Origin of the sequence: Ralstonia flatus, from assembly GCF_958439105.1 — a bacterium.
GTDB lineage: Bacteria > Pseudomonadota > Gammaproteobacteria > Burkholderiales > Burkholderiaceae > Ralstonia > Ralstonia flatus.
Genome location: NZ_CAUDLI010000003.1, coordinates 57529 through 76420 on the forward strand (window position 1 = coordinate 57529; position 18892 = coordinate 76420).

An 18892-nucleotide genomic window follows, 5' to 3' on the forward strand; every position below is an offset into this window, starting at 1 on the left:
TCGATGCTTGGTTTCAGTGAGGATTGCGATAAACGATCAACGCTTATGCGACTCACGAAAACCAGTGTTCACGCGCCTTCATGATCAGCGCCTTGGCCTGTTCTTCGTCGACGCCGGTCATTTCGACCAATTCGTCCACGGCCAGCTCGGCCAAGTCGTCACGCGTCTGGATGTTCCCCTCGGCCAGCTTGCCGATCAGCTCCGGGGTCAGCCCCTCGAGGTCGCGCAGGTCTTGCGACACCTTCTCGACCTTTTCTTCCTTCGCCAGCTCCATCGTCAACAGCACGTCGCGAGCGCGGTTGCGCAGCTCGTTGACGGTGTCTTCGTCGAACGCTTCGATTTCCAGCATTTCCTGCAGCGGCACGTAGGCCACTTCCTCGAGCGAGCTGAAGCCCTCTTCGATCAGGATGTCGGCAACCTCTTCGTCCACGTCGAGTTTCGCCATGAACAACTGACGAACGACGGAGCTTTCTTCAGCCTGCTTCTGCGCAGATTCAGCCGGCGTCATGATGTTGATCTGCCAGCCGGTCAGTTCCGACGCCAGGCGAACGTTCTGGCCGCTACGGCCGATGGCCACGGCGAGGTTCTCCTCGTCGACCACCACGTCCATGCTGTGCTTTTCCTCGTCCACGACGATGGACTGCACTTGCGCCGGCGCCAGCGCGCCGATCACGAACTGCGCCGGATCTTCCGACCACAGCACGATGTCCACAGCTTCGCCGCCGACTTCGTTACGCACGGCGGTCACACGCGTGCCGCGCACACCGACGCAGGTACCGATCGGATCAATGCGCTTGTCGTGTGCAACGACCGCGATTTTCGCACGCACGCCCGGATCGCGCGCGGCGGCCTTGATCTCCAACAGGCCCTGTTCCATTTCCGGCACTTCGTTTTCGAAGAGCTTGATCAGGAACTCGGGGCACGTGCGGGACAGCTCGATCTGCGGGCCGCGTGCGGTGCGGTCGACATTCAGGATATATGCGCGGACGCGGTCGCCCGTGCGCAGGTTTTCCTTCGGGATCATCTGGTCGCGGGCCAGCAGCGCTTCGACGCGGCCGGTTTCAACGATCAGGCCCTTCTTGTCGGCGCGCTTGATCGTGCCGGTCATGACCTTTTCGCCACGATCCAGGTAGTCGTTCAGGATCTGCTCGCGCTCGGCATCGCGGATACGCTGCAGGATCACCTGCTTGGCAGCCTGCGCCCCGATACGGCCGAACTCGACCGATTCGATCTGCTCTTCGACGAAATCGTCGACGTCGAGGTCAGGGTTCTGCTCCTTGGCTTCGAACAGCAGAATCTGCTTGTCCGGCTCCTGCAGGCCTGCATCGTCGGGAACGACGAGCCAGCGACGGAAGGTTTCGTGTTCGCCCGACTCACGGTCGATCGCCACGCGCACATCCACGTCTTCTTCAAAGCGCTTCTTGGTCGCCGAAGCCAGTGCAGCTTCCAGCGCCCCGAACACCACATCCTTGTCGACGTTTTTTTCGCGCGCAAGCGCATCGACGAGCAACAGAACTTCGCGGCTCATTGCTTGTTCCCTTTGTTTCGATTTCCTTTGAAGTCCAGCACGGGCACCAGCCGGGCGCGGTCAAGTTCCGACAGCGTGAATTCCAGCAGCGCGGGGCCTTCCTGGCCCTCAAACTCAAGGCCGATTCGTTCCTGGCCTGGCTCGCCCGTCGGAGCCTGAATGATTCCCGTGAAATTCTTTTGCCCGCCCACTGGCAAGCGCAGCGTCACCTTGGCCTCAAGGCCGGCGAAGCGGGTGAAATCGGCCAGCGTGCGCAGCGGGCGGTCCAGCCCCGGCGACGACACTTCCAGCCGTTCGTAGTTGACGTTTTCAACTTCGAACACGCGCGTGAGCTGATGACTCACTTTTTCGCAATCTTCAATGACGATGCCGTTTTCTGCCTGATCGATATACACGCGCAGCAGCCCGGCGGGCGCGCGCTCCACTTCCACCAGCTCGTAACCCATGGCGGCGAGGGTTTTCTCAATCAGATCAGTCAGATGCACGTTTTTCCTGAAGAATTTCCCGGTATGGCCAACCTGCCGAAGCAAAAAAAAATGGGCGCAACGCCCATATCATTCGCCCATCTTCTACAGGATGACTTTTGATTAGACTCACATTGTAATACGTCTCGGGGCAAAACGCAAAAATTGCCCAGAAGCCGCCACAAAATGGGGCGCTGCGACGGATGCCGCACACAACGCCCACATTTCTTAGCGCTTACCGCCTCGCTTGCCACCGCCGCGCGGCGCCTTATTGCCATTCGGCATGCCACCGCCGCCCTTGCCAGGGCGTTTGTTACCCGGCGTGCGATTGCCGTCTCGCATCCCACCGCCGGCAGCGCCCCCACGGCCATTCGGACGCTCGCCCATGCGCGTGCGCGCCGTCAGCGTGGTCGGGCCACCCACATTGATGTAGCCCATGGAGGTTTGCATCGGATCGGGCTGGCGCGGGCTGGACGGACGGCGCTGCGCGGGTTGCGCGCGATTCCCGTTCTCGATGCCCATACCGCGTGACTGGAAGTTCGCTTCCCCGGCAAAACCGGACGACATCGGCCCCATCAGCACCGGCGCGGGCCCACGGCGACGGTTGCCCTGGCGATCTTGCCCACCGCCAGAACTCGCCGTCGGCACCTTCATGCCCAGCGTGCCCATCAGCGTACGCACATCCTCTGCCGACACCTCCTGCCAGCGGCCGCGCTTGAGGCCGCGCGGCAGCACGAAGCTGCCATAGCGCGTACGAATCAGGCGTGACACGGTGAGGTTCACCGCCTCGAACATACGTCGGACTTCACGGTTCCGGCCTTCGGTCAGGGCCACGTGGTACCAGTGGTTGACACCCTCGCCGCCGCCGTCGACGCAGCGCAGGAAGTTCGCTTCGCCGTCCTGGAGCGGGATCCCATGCAGCAGCTTCTGGCGGTCGGTCTCCGCCAATTCGCCGAGCGTACGCACCGCATATTCACGTTCGACGCCATAGCGCGGGTGCATGAAACGGTTGGCGATGTCGCCGGAGGTCGTGAAGATCAGCAGGCCTTCGGTGTTGAAGTCGAGACGCCCCACGGCGACCCACTTGCCAGTCTTCATGCGCGGCAATGCATCGAACACGGTCGGACGGCCTTCCGGATCGGACTGGCTGACAATTTCACCGGCCGGCTTGTGATACAGCAGCACGCGCGGCGGTTTGTTCGGCAGCTTGCGCTGGATGAGCTTGCCATTCACGCGGACCTGGTCGGTCGCGAGAATGCGTTGGCCGATGTGGGCCGGCAGACCATTCACGGAGACACGACCCTGCAGGATCAGATCCTCCATGTCACGGCGCGAACCCAGCCCAGCATCAGCCAGGATCTTGTGCAGCTTGGGCGCGTCATCATCGGAAGTCAGTTCGCGCATCTTGGGAGGCTGCGATGCGCCGCCGGTGTCGGCTTCCGAGTCATACGCGCCGGAAATCACATATTGGAAGACGTCTTCGGAGCCCTTGCCGCCCTTTGGCCCCTTGCCGCCGCGATTCTGATTCTGGCCGCCCGCCTTGCCTTGCGGTTTGCCGTTGCGGTTCTGCTGCTTGCCACGACCACCCGCGCTCTTGCCAGCTGCACCTTCCGTACGCTCGCTGCGCTCCGCGCGTTCTGCCGGCTGGCCTTCGCCCTGGCGACGGCGGTTCTTGCCGAAACGGCCGCGCGGGCCACGTCGCTCGCCCTGCCCTTCGGCGGGCGCCTGTTCCGTAGGAGCTGCGCCTTCTGCGGCAGCGGCCGCCGGCTCGCCGGCTGCCTCTTTCGGCTTGCGTGCCCGGGGGGCGCGGCTCTTGCGCGGTTGCGCAGCCTGGCCAGCGTCTGCGGCACCCGCGTCAGCGACTTCGCCTTCGGGGCGACCATCCTGCTGCTGGCGGCGAGAAGCCACGAGGTTGCGCAAGCCGCGGCGCAATCCCTTGCGACGAGGCGCGGCCTCAGTCCCATCACCGCCATCTTGTCGCGGCGGCTGAGCGTCGGCGTCGGCCGGCATACGTGTATCCATGGAATCTGGCTGAGTGCTCACAACGTCTTTCAAATCTAGGGGTTCAAACCATGCGCCGACTGCGCGGCGAACATGGTGTTACGAATGTTCATTGGCAGGAGCCACGGGTGGCTCAGCCGGTGTTTTGTGCTCGTCTTCGGACGCGACCTCGGTCGCACTCACCGCCTGCGCTTCGGCCTCCAGGGCCGGTTCCTGGCCCGCGACCACTTCAGACTGCACCGGCGTTTCCACAACCACCTCGGCAGGTGCCTCGGCCACCGGCAATTCCGCGGTTTCCGCCACCGAGACGTCTGCGCTTTCGGCACCTTCCGGCGCGTCGTTGACCATCGCCGTCAACTCTTCCACTGCAATTGCGCCGCCCTCGAATTCGATGGCGCCCTGCTCGAGCAGGCTTGCCTGCGCCTGGGCGCGGGCATCTTCCAGCGGCGGCAGCTCGTCGAGCGAGCGCAGGCCAAGGTCGTCGAGAAACTGCTTGGTCGTCGCATACAGCGCCGGACGGCCCGGCACGTCACGATGACCGATGACCTCGATCCAGCCGCGGTCTTCAATCTGCTTGATGACCTGCGTGTTGACCGTCACGCCGCGAATGTCTTCGATATCGCCGCGCGTCACCGGTTGGCGATAGGCGATGATCGCCAGCGTTTCCATCACGGCGCGCGAGTACTTGGGCGGCTTTTCCGGATGCAGGCGGTCGAGATACACACGCATCTCGGGGCGGCTCTGCAAACGCCAGCCGGAGGCCAGCGCAACCAGTTCGACACCGCGATTGAGCCAGTCCTGGCGCAGCTCTTCGAGCAGCACACGGATGGTGTCTGCGGAAACATCTTCGTCGAACAGCTTGCGCAAGTCATTGACTCGCAACGGGTCCTGCGCGCAGATCAGCGCGGTCTCGAGGACGATCTTCGCCTCTTGGGTATTCATCGGGTTGAGCGGCTCGTCATTGCTCGCGCGCGGCAAGTCGCCGTCACGCTTGAGGTTTGTCGTCCCACCGCGAAGCACGCGGCATTTCTGAATGCTGTTGCCCACCCGGGCCTGGCGCGCGAAGGCCAATTATTCAATTGGGCCTTGCACCGAAACGCAGTGGCTATGCCCGCAAAGTAGGGCCGGAGGAGCGAGTTGATCCGGTGCCGGTCAGGCACCACAAGGGCAATTTCTTCCGCCGCCATGGGGACGGATACTGCGCCGGACGACTGTCAACGAAGAATGGCAGCCCGCCCGAATCGACTGTCCAGGGTGACTTTACCGCTGGATGGCATCGCTTGGCGCCGCGCTTGGGATTGTTAATGTGCGCGGGTGGCGAATCGAATTGTTGTCGATTGTAGGGCAATTTCCCGCGGCGCCGCAACCGGGAAGATGTCCTAGCCGCCCGTCCCAGGCAGGATGGCGATTTTCGCGTGCTTTAAACGCCTACAGTACGAGACAGAAGCCGTGTGCGTTGAGCATCTCCGGCAGCCAGATCGCGTGCACCAGGCCCCAGATCCCGAACACGGCGATAGCGACGCCCGCCGCGCCGCGTGCCCACCGCTGTCGCGACAGGCCGCGCAGCCAGCCGGCCAGACCGGACATCATCAATAGATTGGGCAGCGTACCGGCACCAAAGGCGAGCATGACGACCGCCCCGGAGGGGCCGTTGCCTGCCAACAACGCCACGGCCAATGCGCCGTAGACCATGCCGCACGGCACCAGGCCCCAGGCCAATCCGGTGATATACCGGCGCAGCAACGGCGGCCGACGTTGCAGCCCGCCGCCTAGCGTGGCCGCCACCCGAGACAGCGCGCCGGCGACGCGACCAAGCAGCCGCTCAATCCACACGCTGCGCCACGTATCGGAGGCGGAACGCACGAGCAGCAGAACCCCGTAGGCAAGTAACAAAGCGCTGGCAAAGGCAAACAAGCCGCGCTGGATCGGTAGCCACTGCTGGCGCCAGATGGTCGCGCCCATCGCTCCCATGATGGCGCCGAGCAACGCATACGTGGTCAGTCGCCCCGCATGCATGACGACCTGCTCGAACCACAGCCGGCGACGCGACACAATTCGCACCGGCACGGTCCCGCGTTCCGCCGCCAGCGCGATACCGCTGCACATCGCCAGACAATGCACACCACCAAGCAGTGCAATTAGAAAAACACTCAGAAGCGCCGCGGCACTCATCTTTTTGACGCTCTTTTGATATGGGCTAAGGTTTTCGTTTTGCTGTGGCGAACTCAGCGTAATTGACGCGTTTTGCCGCATCGGAAATGTCCGACGGCAAGAAGGTCGCCGCTATAATAAGTTGAGTTGCACCACAAGAATTACTCATTTCACTTTCTGGAAATCCAGTCGCCCCGCCCGTGCTCACTCGAATCGCACTTACTGACCAAGCCTCGCGCTGCTCCACCTGTGTACTCGGGCAAATCTGCCTTCCGGTGGGGATGAATTCCGACGACGTGCGCAAGATGGACGATTTGGTCGGCGAGCGCATCCGTATTAAGAAGGGGCAATCGCTCTATGCTTTGGGCGAGCCGCTTGAAGCCGTGTACGGCATTCGTTTCGGCACGCTCAAAACCCATCTGACGCTTGAAGACGGCCGTCACCAGATCACGGGATTCCACCTGCCGGGTGAAATCGTCGGGCTCGATGGCATTGGCGACATGCGCCATGTGTCGGACGCGACTGCGCTGGAAGATACCGAAGTCTGCGTGGTGCGTTACGACGAGCTGCAACAGCTTTCGCGCCGACTGCCTTCGCTGCAGCATCAGTTCCTGCGCATCATGAGCAAGGAAATCTCGCAGGATCACCTGATGCTGCTCACGCTCGGGTCCATGCGCGCAGAAGAACGTCTCGCGGCTTTCCTGCTCAATCTTTCCAAGCGTTCGGCGCAGCGCGGATATTCCTCGACCGAATTCGTACTGCGCATGAGCCGCGAAGAACTGGGCAGCTATCTGGGTCTGAAACTCGAAACGGTCAGCCGCCTGTTTTCGCGCTTTGCCGAAGCGGGCCTCATTCAGATCCGCCAACGCCACGTCAAGCTCATCGACCTGGCCGGCCTGCGCCAGGTGATGAGCGGTCAGGCCGCCTGAGTTACCGTCCATGGCGCCCGCTCACACGAGCGGGTGTTCGTGCGCTTCCAGTTTGCCGATACCTGGCGATACATAGAGCGTCAGCGCGCTCGACAATCCGCACAGCAACCAGAACACAAAGAACGACACGGTGTAGACCGCCTGGGCCGACACCGTGATCTGCTCGCCGAAAAAACGCAGATCGGCAGGGTCTACCACAGCGAAGACCACAAGCTCAGCCAGCGCGGCCGACAGAAATGCCGGCCACAGAATCCACATCAGCAGTCGACGCTTCATCGGGCCTCCGCGGGCATGGCATGCGCGGGCGCCGCAGCCGGCTTCTCGACGACCAAACCGCGCCGCACAACGTTATCGTGAATGACGGCATCCGGATGCGAAGCCGCCAGCCAGATCGTCACGCCACAGCCGATGATGGCGACGAACGGTCCGGCCATCAGGAGCCACGGCCAGGGCTCACGCCACCAGGGGCGTGCGGGTGCTGAAGTTTGCGTTGCGTGCATCGTTGCCTCCTGTTGGAGATGCCGCTCGTGCCACGCTAGCGCGGCACAATGAAGCTTGACGGCTCGCGCAGCACGAGGCTGCCATTGCCGTGATCTGCCTGAATGACGAAATGGATCTTGTGCGAACCAGGCGTTGCGTCGTCAGCGGGTCGACGCACGCGCACCGGCACCAGACGATTGGCGGCAGGCGGCAATTCCAGCGTGGTCGATTCGCCTCGACCGCCTTCCACGTCCAGTTCCGGCATGCCTTCTGCGGTGATGGTCACGCGCAAGGGTTGCTCGGAGGCGTTCATCAACTGCAGGCGGTAAACGTTCTCGATCTTGCCGCCATCCACTTCGCGCGCAAGGGCACCACGATCGCGGATCACATCCACCTTGAGCGGCTGACGCATCATCAGGGCCACGATGAAGCCAATGATGAGCGCGAGCATGATCGCGCTGTAGATCAGCACGCGCGGGCGCAACAGATGCCGGCGCGCCTCTTTCGGGCTGAGCCGATCGTGCATGGCCCGCTCCGATGTATAGCGGATGAGGCCGCGCGGGTAGCGCATCTTGTCCATGACCTGATCGCAGGCGTCGATGCATGCGCCGCAGCCGATGCATTCGTACTGCAACCCCTGCCGGATGTCTATGCCGGTTGGGCACACCTGCACGCAGATGCTGCAGTCGACGCACGAGCCCAGGCCCTGCGCTTCAAAGTCGGCGTTGCGGGAGCGGCTGCCACGCGGTTCGCCCCGCTGCGTGTCGTACGTGACGACATAGGTATCGGGGTCGACCATCACGCTCTGGAAACGCGCGTACGGGCACATGTAGCGACACACCTGCTCGCGCATGAAGCCGGCGTTGCCCCATGTGGCGAAGGCGTAGAACAACATCCAGAACGTTTGCCACGGGCCGAGAGAAAGCGTCCACGTCTCCATGCCGAGATCGCGGATCGGCGTGAAGAAGCCGACGAAGGTGAAGCCCGTCCATAGCGCGATAAGAATCCACGCAGAATGCTTTGCGGCCTTCAGGCGAAACTTGCGCAGGCTCCAACGCTCACCGTCGAGGCGGATGCGGGCAAAGCGGTCACCTTCGACATGCCGCTCGATCCACATGAAGATCTCGGTGTAGACCGTCTGTGGGCAGGCATAACCGCAAAAGAGCCGCCCTGCCACCGCAGTGAACAGGAACAGCCCCAACGCCGACAGCACCAACAGCACCGTCAGGTAAATCACGTCCTGCGGCCATAACACGAGGCCAAACAGGTAGAACTTGCGTGCGCCCAGGTCAAACAGCACGGCTTGTCGACCATTCCACTGCAGCCACGGCAAGCCATAGAAGATGGCCTGAGTGGCCAGCACCAGCCAGACGCGCCAACGCGCAAACGCCCCGGTCACGGCACGCGGATAAATCTTGCGCCGGACCTCATAAAGCATTTGCTCGGTCGGTGCATCATCGGCGCCCGCCGCCGCAACGGCGGGCGTCATGGGGCGCCAGGCTGGTTCTTTGTCGCTCATTGCGCGTGGCTCGTGTTGCTATTGGAGAGGCCCCAGACATAGGCCGCCAGCATGCGGATCTTCTCCGGCGAGAGCAGGTTTTCGTGTGCCGGCATCGTGTTGTCGCGGCCCTTGAGGATGGCCTCGACGATGGTCGCTTCCGAACTGCCGTACAGCCAGACGCGGTCGGTCAGGTTGGGAGCGCCGAGCGCCTGATTGCCCTTGCCCGTTGCCATGTGGCATGCCGCGCAGACCGACTTGAACGTCGGCTCGCCCCGCGCTGCCTTGATCGGGTCATACGACAGGCCCGACAGCGAGCGCACGTAGTTCGCCACGTTGACCGCCTGGTTGCCGTCCACCACCGCGGCCAGCGACGGCATGACACCGTGACGGCCCTTGGTGATCGTGGTCAGGATGGTGTCGGGCTCGCCGCCGTACAGCCAATCGCCGTCGGTCAGATTCGGAAAGCCCTTCGAGCCGCCAGCATCCGAGCCATGGCACTGCGCACAGTTGTTCAGAAACAGGCGCTGGCCAATCTCATGGGCCTGCGGGTCGGCGGCGATCTGCTTGATGTCCATGCCGGCATAGCGCTCGTAGAGCGGTCGCACCTGCGCGTCGGCGGCCGCACGCTGCGAGGCCAGCTCGCCGCGTGTGGAGAAACCCAGCACACCGCCATATGCGCCCAAGCCCGGGTACAGGATCAGGTATCCCAGCGCAAAGATGCACGACAGCAAGAACATCCACATCCACCAGCGCGGCAGCGGATTGTTCAGTTCGCGCAGATCGCCATCCCAAACGTGGCCGGTATCTTCACCGGCGCTCTGCCCGGGTGCCACTTGAATACGCCGCTGGGAGAACAGCAGCCAGATGCACCACACGATGCCGACCAGGGCGATCGCTGCGATGTAATACCCCCAGAACTCCGAAATGAAGTCGCTCATGATTCTGTGTCCTTATTGATGCGGGCGCGACGCGTCTGCGCGCGCACCGGCGACCTCGGCCTCATCGGGCAGCAGGAACGGCAGCATGGCCGATTCCGCATTGGCGGCGCGACGATGCGCGGAGAATGCCCACCACGTGATGCCGACGAACAGCACGAGGAAGACGGCAGTCGCAATTGCACTCAGCATGGCCATGGCTTACTCCTTGGCGGCAACGGTGGCGGGTGCAGCAGCCGGCGCGGCAGCCACATCACGGACGTTGCGCAGTTCAATGCCCAGCCCTTGCAGATAGGCGACCACGGCGTCTTCTTCCGTCTTGCCGACCAGTTGCTCGCGCGCCCCGGCAATCTGCGCATCCGTGTACGGCACACCAAGCTGGCGCAGGACGTGCATCTTCTTTTCGATGTCGCTGTTGTCCAGCGGCGTCTTCGACAGCCACGCATACGACGGCATGTTCGACTCGGGCACCACCTCACGCGGATCGCGCAGGTGAATGCGGTGCCAGTCATCCGAGTAGCGTTGGCCCACGCGCGCCAAGTCCGGACCCGTGCGCTTGGAACCCCACAGGAACGGATGATCGAAGACCGATTCGCCCGCCAGCGAATAGTGGCCGTAGCGTTCGGTTTCAGCGCGCAGCGTACGCACCTGCTGCGAGTGGCAGCCAACGCAGCCTTCGCGAATGTAGATGTCGCGCCCAGCCAGCCGCAGCGGCGAATACGGTGCGATGCCCTTGACCGGCTCAGTGGTCGAATGCTGGAAGAACAGCGGCACGATCTGCACCAGCCCGGCAATGCTGACCACCACCAGCGTCAGCACGATCAGGAAGCCGATGTTCTTTTCGAGCGTCTCGTGCGAGAAAAACTTGTTGGATTGGTTGCTCATGTTCCCCTCCTCACTGTGCCGCGACCATCGGGGTCTGGGCGGGTTGAGGAATCGGCGCATCGATTGCCTTGCTGCCCTGGATGGTCTTGAACACGTTGAACGCCATCAGCAGCATGCCGCCCAGGAAGCACAGGCCGCCCAGCAACCGAATCAGGTAGAACGGGTACGTTGCCTTGACGGCCTCGACAAAGCTGTAGGTGAGCGTGCCGTCGGCCTCGGTGGCACGCCACATCAGGCCTTGCATCACGCCGGCCACCCACATCGCGGCGATGTAGAGCACCACGCCGATGGTCGCCACCCAGAAGTGCACTTCGATCAGGCGTGTGCTGTACATCTTCTGCTGGCCGAACAGGCGCGGGATCATGTAGTACATCGAGCCGATGGTGATCATCGCGACCCAGCCCAGGGCGCCGGAGTGCACGTGGCCGATCGTCCAATCGGTGTAGTGCGACAGCGCGTTGACGGTCTTGATGGACATCATCGAGCCCTCGAACGTCGCCATGCCGTAGAACGACAGCGCCACCACGAGGAACTTCAGGATCGGATCCGTGCGCAGCTTGTGCCAGGCACCCGAGAGGGTCATGATCCCGTTGATCATGCCGCCCCACGACGGCGCCAGCAGGATCAGCGAAAACACCATGCCAAGCGACTGCGCCCAGTCCGGCAACGCGGTGTATTGCAGGTGGTGCGGACCCGCCCACATGTAGGTGAAATTCAGCGCCCAGAAGTGCACGATCGACAGGCGGTACGAATAGATCGGACGCTCTGCCTGCTTGGGCACGAAGTAGTACATCATGCCCAGGAAGCTGGTGGTCAGGAAGAAGCCCACCGCGTTGTGGCCGTACCACCATTGCACCATCGCGTCTTGCACGCCGGCATAAGCCGAGTACGACTTCCACAGCGACACCGGCAGCTCGGCGTTGTTGACGATATGCAGCAGCGCGATGGTGATGATGTAAGCGCCGAAGAACCAGTTGGCCACGTAGATGTGCCGGGTCTTGCGCTTGATGATGGTGCCGAAAAACACGATCGCATAAACCACCCACACCACGGTGATCAGGATGTCGATCGGCCATTCCAGCTCGGCGTATTCCTTCGAACTTGTGTAGCCCAGCGGCAGCGTGATGGCAGCCGCCACAATCACGGCCTGCCAGCCCCAAAAAGTGAATGCAGCCAGCGTGTCGGAAAGCAGACGCACCTGGCACGTGCGCTGAACGATGTAGTAAGACGTCGCAAACAGCGCGCTGCCGCCGAACGCAAAGATGACGGCGTTCGTGTGCAGAGGACGCAGCCGGCCGTAGGTCAACCACGGCACCCCGAAATTCAATTGCGGCCAGATCAACTGGGCCGCGATCAGCGCACCGACCGCCATACCGACGATGCCCCAGACGATCGTCATGATCGAGAACTGGCGGACAACGCGGTAGTTGAAGGTCTGGGTGGGCTGCAACGCGCTGGACGATTGCATGCTTGCTCCCCAAGATAGTTGGTGTGATGTGGTCATGTTAAGAACCAGGCCGCTGGAGGGCCTTGACGTGCATCAAGGCAACCCGGCCAATGTGGTTAAGCAGTTCCGTTGTGCGACACTGCGTCGCGTGTGGGGGTATCGGGGTCCAACAGAATCGATTCGGCGGGCGCCTTGAGATCGTCGTACTGCCCGGAGCCGACGGCCCACCAGAGCGCGCCCACGATCGCCACCACGAGCATCAGCGACAGTGGAATCAGCAGAAACAGCGTTTCCATGGCCTCTCCTTCTAAGTCGCGCGCGAAAGGCGCCATGCGTTGAGCGCCACCAGCAGCGATGACACCGACATACCGATGCCCGCCGCCAACGGAGACAGCCACCCGAGCGTGGCCAGCGGAATGCTGATCGCGTTGTAAGCGAAGGCCCAGCCGAGGTTCTGGCGCACCACCCGCAATGCGCGGTGACCAATCGACACGGCTTCGCTGATGGCGAGCAGCCGGGGCTCTGTGAGAATGGCGTCCGCGCCGGCCTGGGCCAGTGGCGCACCGGATCCGATGGCGATGGAGACCTGCGCCTGCGCAAGCAGCGGCGCGTCGTTGATGCCGTCACCCACTGCCAGCACGCGGGCGCCGTTTGCCTGGAGCTTGCGCACGTAGGCGCGTTTGTCTTCCGGGCTTGCGCCGCCGACGGCGTGGTCGATGCCGAGTCGGTTGGCCCACCAATGCACGGTCTCAGGCGCATCACCGGAAACGAGATGCAAGCACAAGCCCTGTGCACGAAGTGCACTCAGGCAGGCGGGCGCATCGGCACGCGGCGTATCGGCCAGCGTGAAGCGCGCGAGCGGCTCGCCATTGCGCCCGAGCCAGACCGAGGTGCATGCAGCCGCGGGCGGCACCTCCTCCATTGGCGTTTCCGTGGTGTAGCGGATGGAAGTGACCGCGTGATTGGCGTATTGCCTCGCCGCGAACGACTGCGTGCCCAACCGCATCAATTGGTGACCGGTCATGGCATACACGCCCTGCCCCGGTACGTTGGTCACCAACTCCAAGACGGGCAACGGCATTGCATCTGATGCGGCGGCGCGCAGCGACTGGGCGATCGGATGGTTCTCGGATTGCTCCATCGCGCAAGCCAATGCGAGGCAGTCCTCTGCATCGAGGTCGGAGAAGGTCTCAATGCTCAGCAAGCGCAAGCGCCCCTCCGTGAGCGTGCCGGTCTTGTCGAGCAGCACGTCCGTAGCGGCCGCCAGGCTCTCGATGGCGTGACCGCGCGTGACCAGCACACCGCGCCGTGCCAGCGCGCCACTGGCAGCAGCCAGCGCAGACGGCGTGGCCAGCGACAGCGCGCATGGACAACTCACCACCAGCACCGCCACCGTGACGGCAAACATGCGTGTCGGGTCGATCCACCACCACGCAATCGCAGTCAGCAAGGCCCAGCCAAGCAGCACAGCCACGAATCGCCCGGCCACACGATCGGCGAGTTCCGCCATGCGCGGCTTGTCGGTCAAGGCGCGTTCAAGCAGATCGACGATGGCGGCAAGGCGCGTCTGGGTGCCCACGCGGTTCACACGCACGCGAATGGCGCTGACAACGTTGTAACTGCCTGCGAGCACGATCGCGCCCACGTCGCGCGGACGCGGCACGCTTTCGCCGGAGAGAAGCGATTCGTCGATCTCGGTGGTGCCGTGTTCGATGATGCCGTCTGCAGGCAGGACTTCACCGGCGCGCACCTCCACGCAATCGCCTGGCCGCAAGGTCGCGACAGGGATGGTTTCCAGCGCACCGCTTTCGGCATCGATGCGCCGGCAGGTGGCCGGCAACTGACGCACCAACGCCTCGGCGCCCGACGCTGCGCTTTGCCGCGCACGCAGCTCCAGATAGCGCGCCGCCAGCAGGAAAGCGACGAACATCGTCACCGAATCGAAATATGTTTCACCATGACCGCGCACGGTGGCGACTACGCTCGCAACGAATGCTGCGCCAATGCCCAGCGCCACGGGCACGTCCATGCCGACGTGCGCATGCCGTACCTGCCGCCACGCGTTGATGAAAATGGGCCGTGCAGAGATCAACACCACCGGCACCGTCAGCAACAGGCTCGCCCATTGCATCAGGCGCGTCTGGCTCACGGGGATGTCGCCGCCGTGCAGGTACACCGGCCATGCGTACATCATCACTTGCATCATGCCGAGCATGGCCAATCCCAGGCGGATCAGCAGGCTGCGCCGTTCCCGCGCCTCGGCAGTGCGGCGGGCGGACGGCTGATCGGGCCAGGCTTCATATCCGACGTCGGCAATGGCGGCAAATACCGCGGACAGCCGCATCGCTCCCGCATCTGCGACGATGCGCGCGCGCTCCGTGGCGTAATTGACGGTGGCCTCGCGGATGCCGGGCACTTGCGAAAGCGCGCGCTCGATCAGCCACACGCACGCAGCGCAACGCATGCCGCTGATGGCAAGCGAGAGTTCTTCTGCGCCGTCAGCACGCTTGCGTACGAAGCGCTCGCGCATGACGGGTAAGTCGTAGGTCGCCCAAACCGCTTCAGCTTCGGTGCGGCGGTCCCCTTCGATGGGTTTGGCAAAGGCGATTGGGCCGTCATAGACGTGACCCATGCCGGAGGCGTGCAGCGTTTGCGCGACTGCCTGGCAGCCGGCACAGCAAAATTCTCGGGATATGCCGCCAATATCCGCGTAGACGGCGGTGGCGCCATCGAGCGGCGATGCGCAGTGATAGCAGGTGGCGTGCGACGCGCCTGCCCCGCTCGGGCCAATAGGCGAGCCTGAGCCGGCAACCGGCGCAGTTGGATGCGCGGCTGGGTGGATGGGGGCGAATGTCGTCGTCATTATGAGGACGATGCTAGCCAGCATCCCATCGCCCGCCCTTGACCCGCGTCAAGCGACCGGCAATAAGAACACACGCGACATGCGACCCTCAGCGCACTCGCAGCAGCCTGCCTTTCCCATAAAAACACAGGCCGCCTATAGTGAAGAGCTGCACCAGCCAACAGGAGGGCGCGACATGGCAACCGAATTCAGCCTGTACAACATCCACTGCGAATGGGGCGAGCACGGGGCGTCCGCGCTGGCACCGCATTGCGACGCCGTCATCGTGGTGGACGTGCTCTCTTTCTGCACCTGTGTGGATGTGGCCGTAGCGCGCGGGGCACGTATCTATCCGTACCCATGGCGCGACGCCAGCGCCGAGACCTTCGCACGCCGCGCCGGCGCCATGCTGGCGGGCTGCAACCGCGGCCAGGCAGGCTATACGCTCTCGCCGGCATCGCTGCGGGAATTGCCGATGGGCAGCAGCCTCGTCCTGCCGTCGCCGAATGGCGCAACGCTGGCACTGGCCACCGGATCGACACCGACCTTTGCGGGTTGCCTGCGCAACGCGCGCGCCGTCGCAGAAGCCGCTTCGCGGCTGGGCCGGCGCGTGGCCGTGGTGGCCTCAGGAGAACGCTGGGCCGACGGCAGCCTGCGCCCGGCACTGGAAGACTGGCTCGCGGCCGGCGCGATCGTGCATCACCTGTCGGAAACCGTGGCGGGGTTCCTGCCGCAAGCCCTGTCGCCCGAAGCACTCGCTGCCCGAGCGATCTATCGAGAGGCGTCGCAGACCGGCATGATGAAAGCGTGGCTGCTCGATTCTGTGTCGGGCCGCGAGCTGTGCGAACGCGGCTTCAGCGAAGACGTGACCCTGGCGTCGCAAACCGATGTAAGCAATGTCGCGCCCATGCTGGTGGAAGGCGCGTTCCGCAACGTCAACCGCAAGACCGAGCGCTTGCCGCAGGACTTCTTTGGCGCAACCCTGCGGACATCGCAGGCACCGCCGTCGCACCGCAACCCGCCGCCGACGTCACACTGAGCCCCGGAGGCGCGGCGCCGGGCGAAATCAGGTCAGCGACGTATCCACCTCGCGGCGAGGTGCCTCGAGGTACTCGCGCGACTGCATCTCGACGATGCGGGACACGGTGCGCTGGAATTCGTTGGCCATCTGGCCTTCGGTGTACAGCTCGTCTGCCGGCACCTCCGCCGACATCAGCAGCTTGACCTTGTGGTCGTAGAACACGTCGATCAGCCATGTGAAGCGGCGCGCTTCGGACGCCATGCGCGGCGTCATCTTCGGCACATCGGCCAGGATGACGGTGTGAAAGCGCGAGGCGATTTCCAGGTAATCGTTCTGTGAGCGCGGCCCCCCGCACAGCGTGGCAAAGTCAAACCACACCACACCGCCGGCCTTACGGGCTGCCCGAATCTCACGATGCTCGATGCGCAGCACCGGCGACTCGTCCGGCACGCCGGCCACCGCCGTAAATGCATCGCGCAACGCCGAGTTGGCCTTCGCGCCCAGCGGCGTGTAGTAGGCCTGCACCTGCTCCATCGCACGCTTGCGGTAATCGACGCCCGCGTCGACGTTGAGGACGTCGAGCTTCTCCTGCAGCAGCGCAATGGCCGGCAGCACGCGCTCGCGGTGCAAGCCGTCCGGATACAGCAAGTCGGGCCGATAGTTGGACGTCATCACAAACTGCACGCCGTTGGCAAAGAGCTGATCGAGCAAGCGGTGCAGGATCATTGCGTCGGCAACATCGCTGACGTGGAATTCGTCAAAGCAGATCAGGCGGTAGCGCTTGGCGATGCGTCGGGCCAGTTCGTCCAGCGGATCGGCACGCCCGCGCAGCTCTTCCAACTGGCGATGCACTTCGCGCATGAACTCGTGAAAGTGCAGACGCGTCTTGCGCACCAGCGGCACGCAGCTATAGAACGCATCCATCAAGAACGACTTGCCGCGCCCCACCCCGCCCCACATGTAGACGCCACGCGGCAAATCGGGGCGCACGAGCATCTTGCGAAGTGCATTCGAACGACGGGCCTTGTAGGTGACCCATTCGTCGTAGCATCGCTGCAGGCGGTCGACGGCGCGTTGCTGCGCTTCGTCAGGCTGATAGCCACGCGCCTTCAGTTCCTGTAGGTAGGTTTCCTGGACGTTCATCTGCTTGATGTGCTTGGGGCACCGTTTGCGGGCCCAAATGGACCAATGCCCGGCAATCTTGTGGATTCACCGGGCATCGTGCTTGCCTTGCGGCTTGCGATTTACATATTGAGCTGACGCTTGTCGACGGCCAACGCAGCTTCGCGCATCACTTCCGACATCGACGGGTGCGGGTGGCAGATACGGCCGATGTCTTCGGCTGCAGCCTTGAACTCCATCGCCACCACGGCTTCGGCAACCAGGTCCGAGGCGTTGGCTGCGACGATGTGCACGCCCAGGATTTCATCGGTCTTCGCATCGGCGATGACCTTCACGAAACCGTCGGATGCACCCATGCCCAGCGCACGGCCGTTGGCCAGGAACGGGAACTGGCCAGCCTTGATCTCGCGGCCTTCAGCCTTGAGTTGCTGCTCCGTCTTGCCCACCCATGCGATTTCCGGATAGGTGTAAATGACCCACGGAATGCAGTTGTAGTCGATGTGCGGCTTCTGGCCGACGATGCGCTCGGCCACGGCCACGCCTTCGTCTTCTGCCTTGTGCGCCAGCATCGGGCCGCGCACCACGTCACCGATCGCCCACAGGTTCGGCAGCTTGGTCGCGCAGTGCTCGTCCACTTCGATAAAGCCACGCTGATCCGCCGCCAGGCCGATCGCTTCCAGGCCCAGGTTGTCGGTGTTCGGCACGCGGCCGATCGACACGATCAGCTTGTCGCACTCCAGCACTTGCGCAGCGCCGGCAGCATCGGTGTAGTTGACCTTCACGCCCTTGGCAGACGATTCGATCTCGCCGACCTTCACGCCGACGTTGATCTTCAGGCCCTGCTTGGTCAGCAGCTTGTTGGCTTCCTTGGCAACCGATTCGTCAGCCGCACCGAGGAAGCTCGGCAGCGCTTCGAGGATCGTCACTTCTGCACCCAGACGGCGCCACACCGAACCCAGCTCCAGGCCGATCACGCCAGCGCCGATCACGCCCAGCTTCTTCGGCACTTCGGCAAACTTCAGTGCGCCTTCGTTGTCAGCAATGGTCACGTTGTCGACCTTCACGCCCGGCAGATGGCGAGCCTTCGAGCCCGTGGCGATGATCACGTGCTTGGCGGTCACGACTTCCGTGCCGGCCTTGCCTGCGATCTCGACCTGATAGCCGGCGTCGGTCTTGCCGACGAACTTGCCGTGGCCCTTGAGCAGCGTCACCTTGTTCTTGCGGAACAGGAACTCGATGCCCTTCGTCATCTTGCCGACGATGTCGTCCTTGCGCTTGAGCATCTTGGCCACGTCGACCTTGACGCCATCCACCGTGATGCCGTGGTCGGCCAGGTGGTGGTTCACGTTCTCGAACTCTTCCGACGAAGCCAGCAGCGCCTTCGACGGAATGCAGCCGACGTTCAGGCAGGTACCGCCCAGGCGGGGCTCGCCCTTCGGATCGTCGTAGGGGTTGTCTTCGCAGCAGGCCACGTTCAGGCCCAGCTGACCAGCGCGGATGGCGGCGATGTAACCGCCGGGGCCGGCGCCGATCACCAGCACGTCAAATTCTTTGCTCATGGAGAAATCCTTTAGTCCGTCGTTCCC

Annotated in this window: 18 protein-coding genes; 2 read left to right on the forward strand and 16 right to left on the reverse strand. The window is 63.4% G+C overall.

From position 1 onward, the window contains the following. Positions 1-52 precede the first annotated feature (52 nt). From nusA to R2676_RS07305, 5 genes are all read right to left on the reverse strand, one after another. Positions 53-1528: a transcription termination factor NusA gene (gene nusA, locus R2676_RS07285; protein WP_027677577.1), complete on the reverse strand. Its 1476-nt coding sequence runs from the start codon at positions 1526-1528 to the stop codon at positions 53-55. Further along, positions 1525-2013, reverse strand: a complete 489-nt coding sequence (gene rimP, locus R2676_RS07290) for a ribosome maturation factor RimP (protein WP_065857735.1) — start codon at positions 2011-2013, stop codon at positions 1525-1527. Before rimP ends, nusA begins: the two co-directional genes overlap by 4 nt. Before the next feature lie 207 nt (positions 2014-2220). Then, a complete protein-coding gene (locus R2676_RS07295; RefSeq protein WP_206275752.1) occupies positions 2221-4002 on the reverse strand; it encodes a pseudouridine synthase in 1782 nt (593 codons plus the stop codon). Between the two features lie 90 nt (positions 4003-4092). After that, a complete protein-coding gene (gene scpB, locus R2676_RS07300; protein WP_206275753.1) occupies positions 4093-4935 on the reverse strand; it encodes an SMC-Scp complex subunit ScpB in 843 nt (280 codons plus the stop codon). 486 nt (positions 4936-5421) lie between these two features. Then, on the reverse strand, positions 5422-6165 hold the full coding sequence (locus R2676_RS07305; protein ID WP_206275754.1) for a sulfite exporter TauE/SafE family protein: 744 nt from the start codon (positions 6163-6165) through the stop codon (positions 5422-5424). A 179-nt stretch (positions 6166-6344) separates the two neighbouring features. Here R2676_RS07305 and fnr point away from each other — a divergent pair, with 179 nt between their 5' ends. Continuing rightward, positions 6345-7073, forward strand: coding sequence for a fumarate/nitrate reduction transcriptional regulator Fnr (gene fnr, locus R2676_RS07310; RefSeq protein WP_081785303.1), 729 nt, complete (start codon positions 6345-6347; stop codon positions 7071-7073). A gap of 21 nt (positions 7074-7094) precedes the next feature. Here fnr and R2676_RS07315 read toward each other — a convergent pair whose 3' ends face one another. From R2676_RS07315 to R2676_RS07355, 9 genes are all read right to left on the reverse strand, one after another. After that, the gene (locus tag R2676_RS07315) at positions 7095-7349 is read right to left on the reverse strand and encodes a hypothetical protein (RefSeq protein ID WP_004626404.1); all 255 of its coding nucleotides are present in this window, start codon (positions 7347-7349) and stop codon (positions 7095-7097) included. Then, positions 7346-7573, reverse strand: a complete 228-nt coding sequence (locus tag R2676_RS07320; protein WP_027677583.1) for a FixH family protein — start codon at positions 7571-7573, stop codon at positions 7346-7348. The genes R2676_RS07315 and R2676_RS07320 overlap by 4 nt, the downstream gene beginning before the upstream one ends. A gap of 35 nt (positions 7574-7608) precedes the next feature. After that, complete coding sequence (gene ccoG, locus R2676_RS07325) at positions 7609-9072, reverse strand: cytochrome c oxidase accessory protein CcoG (RefSeq protein WP_206275340.1); 1464 nt, start codon at positions 9070-9072, stop codon at positions 7609-7611. Continuing rightward, positions 9069-9992, reverse strand: coding sequence for a cytochrome-c oxidase, cbb3-type subunit III (gene ccoP / locus R2676_RS07330; RefSeq protein WP_206275341.1), 924 nt, complete (start codon positions 9990-9992; stop codon positions 9069-9071). The genes ccoG and ccoP overlap by 4 nt, the downstream gene beginning before the upstream one ends. Before the next feature lie 12 nt (positions 9993-10004). Then, entirely contained in the window at positions 10005-10187 is a 183-nt protein-coding gene (locus tag R2676_RS07335) for a cbb3-type cytochrome oxidase subunit 3 (RefSeq protein WP_027677586.1), read from the reverse strand. A gap of 3 nt (positions 10188-10190) precedes the next feature. Then, positions 10191-10874, reverse strand: coding sequence for a cytochrome-c oxidase, cbb3-type subunit II (gene ccoO / locus R2676_RS07340; protein WP_206275342.1), 684 nt, complete (start codon positions 10872-10874; stop codon positions 10191-10193). A 10-nt stretch (positions 10875-10884) separates the two neighbouring features. Beyond that, complete coding sequence (gene ccoN, locus R2676_RS07345) at positions 10885-12342, reverse strand: cytochrome-c oxidase, cbb3-type subunit I (protein WP_027677588.1); 1458 nt, start codon at positions 12340-12342, stop codon at positions 10885-10887. 95 nt (positions 12343-12437) lie between these two features. Beyond that, a complete protein-coding gene (gene ccoS, locus R2676_RS07350; protein ID WP_027677589.1) occupies positions 12438-12617 on the reverse strand; it encodes a cbb3-type cytochrome oxidase assembly protein CcoS in 180 nt (59 codons plus the stop codon). Between the two features lie 11 nt (positions 12618-12628). Further along, positions 12629-15184, reverse strand: a complete 2556-nt coding sequence (locus R2676_RS07355; RefSeq protein ID WP_206275343.1) for a heavy metal translocating P-type ATPase — start codon at positions 15182-15184, stop codon at positions 12629-12631. Between the two features lie 175 nt (positions 15185-15359). Between R2676_RS07355 and R2676_RS07360 the strand changes: the two genes are divergently transcribed. Then, positions 15360-16202 (forward strand): 2-phosphosulfolactate phosphatase, encoded by an 843-nt coding sequence (locus R2676_RS07360; protein ID WP_206275344.1) that lies wholly within the window; start codon positions 15360-15362, stop codon positions 16200-16202. Positions 16203-16229: 27 nt separating this feature from the next. Here the strand turns inward: R2676_RS07360 and zapE are convergent, their stop codons facing one another. Together zapE and lpdA are read right to left on the reverse strand one after the other, a co-directional pair. Beyond that, complete coding sequence (gene zapE, locus R2676_RS07365; protein ID WP_206275345.1) at positions 16230-17327, reverse strand: cell division protein ZapE; 1098 nt, start codon at positions 17325-17327, stop codon at positions 16230-16232. 101 nt (positions 17328-17428) lie between these two features. Then, positions 17429-18865, reverse strand: coding sequence for a dihydrolipoyl dehydrogenase (gene lpdA / locus R2676_RS07370; protein WP_027677593.1), 1437 nt, complete (start codon positions 18863-18865; stop codon positions 17429-17431). Positions 18866-18892: the final 27 nt, after the last annotated feature.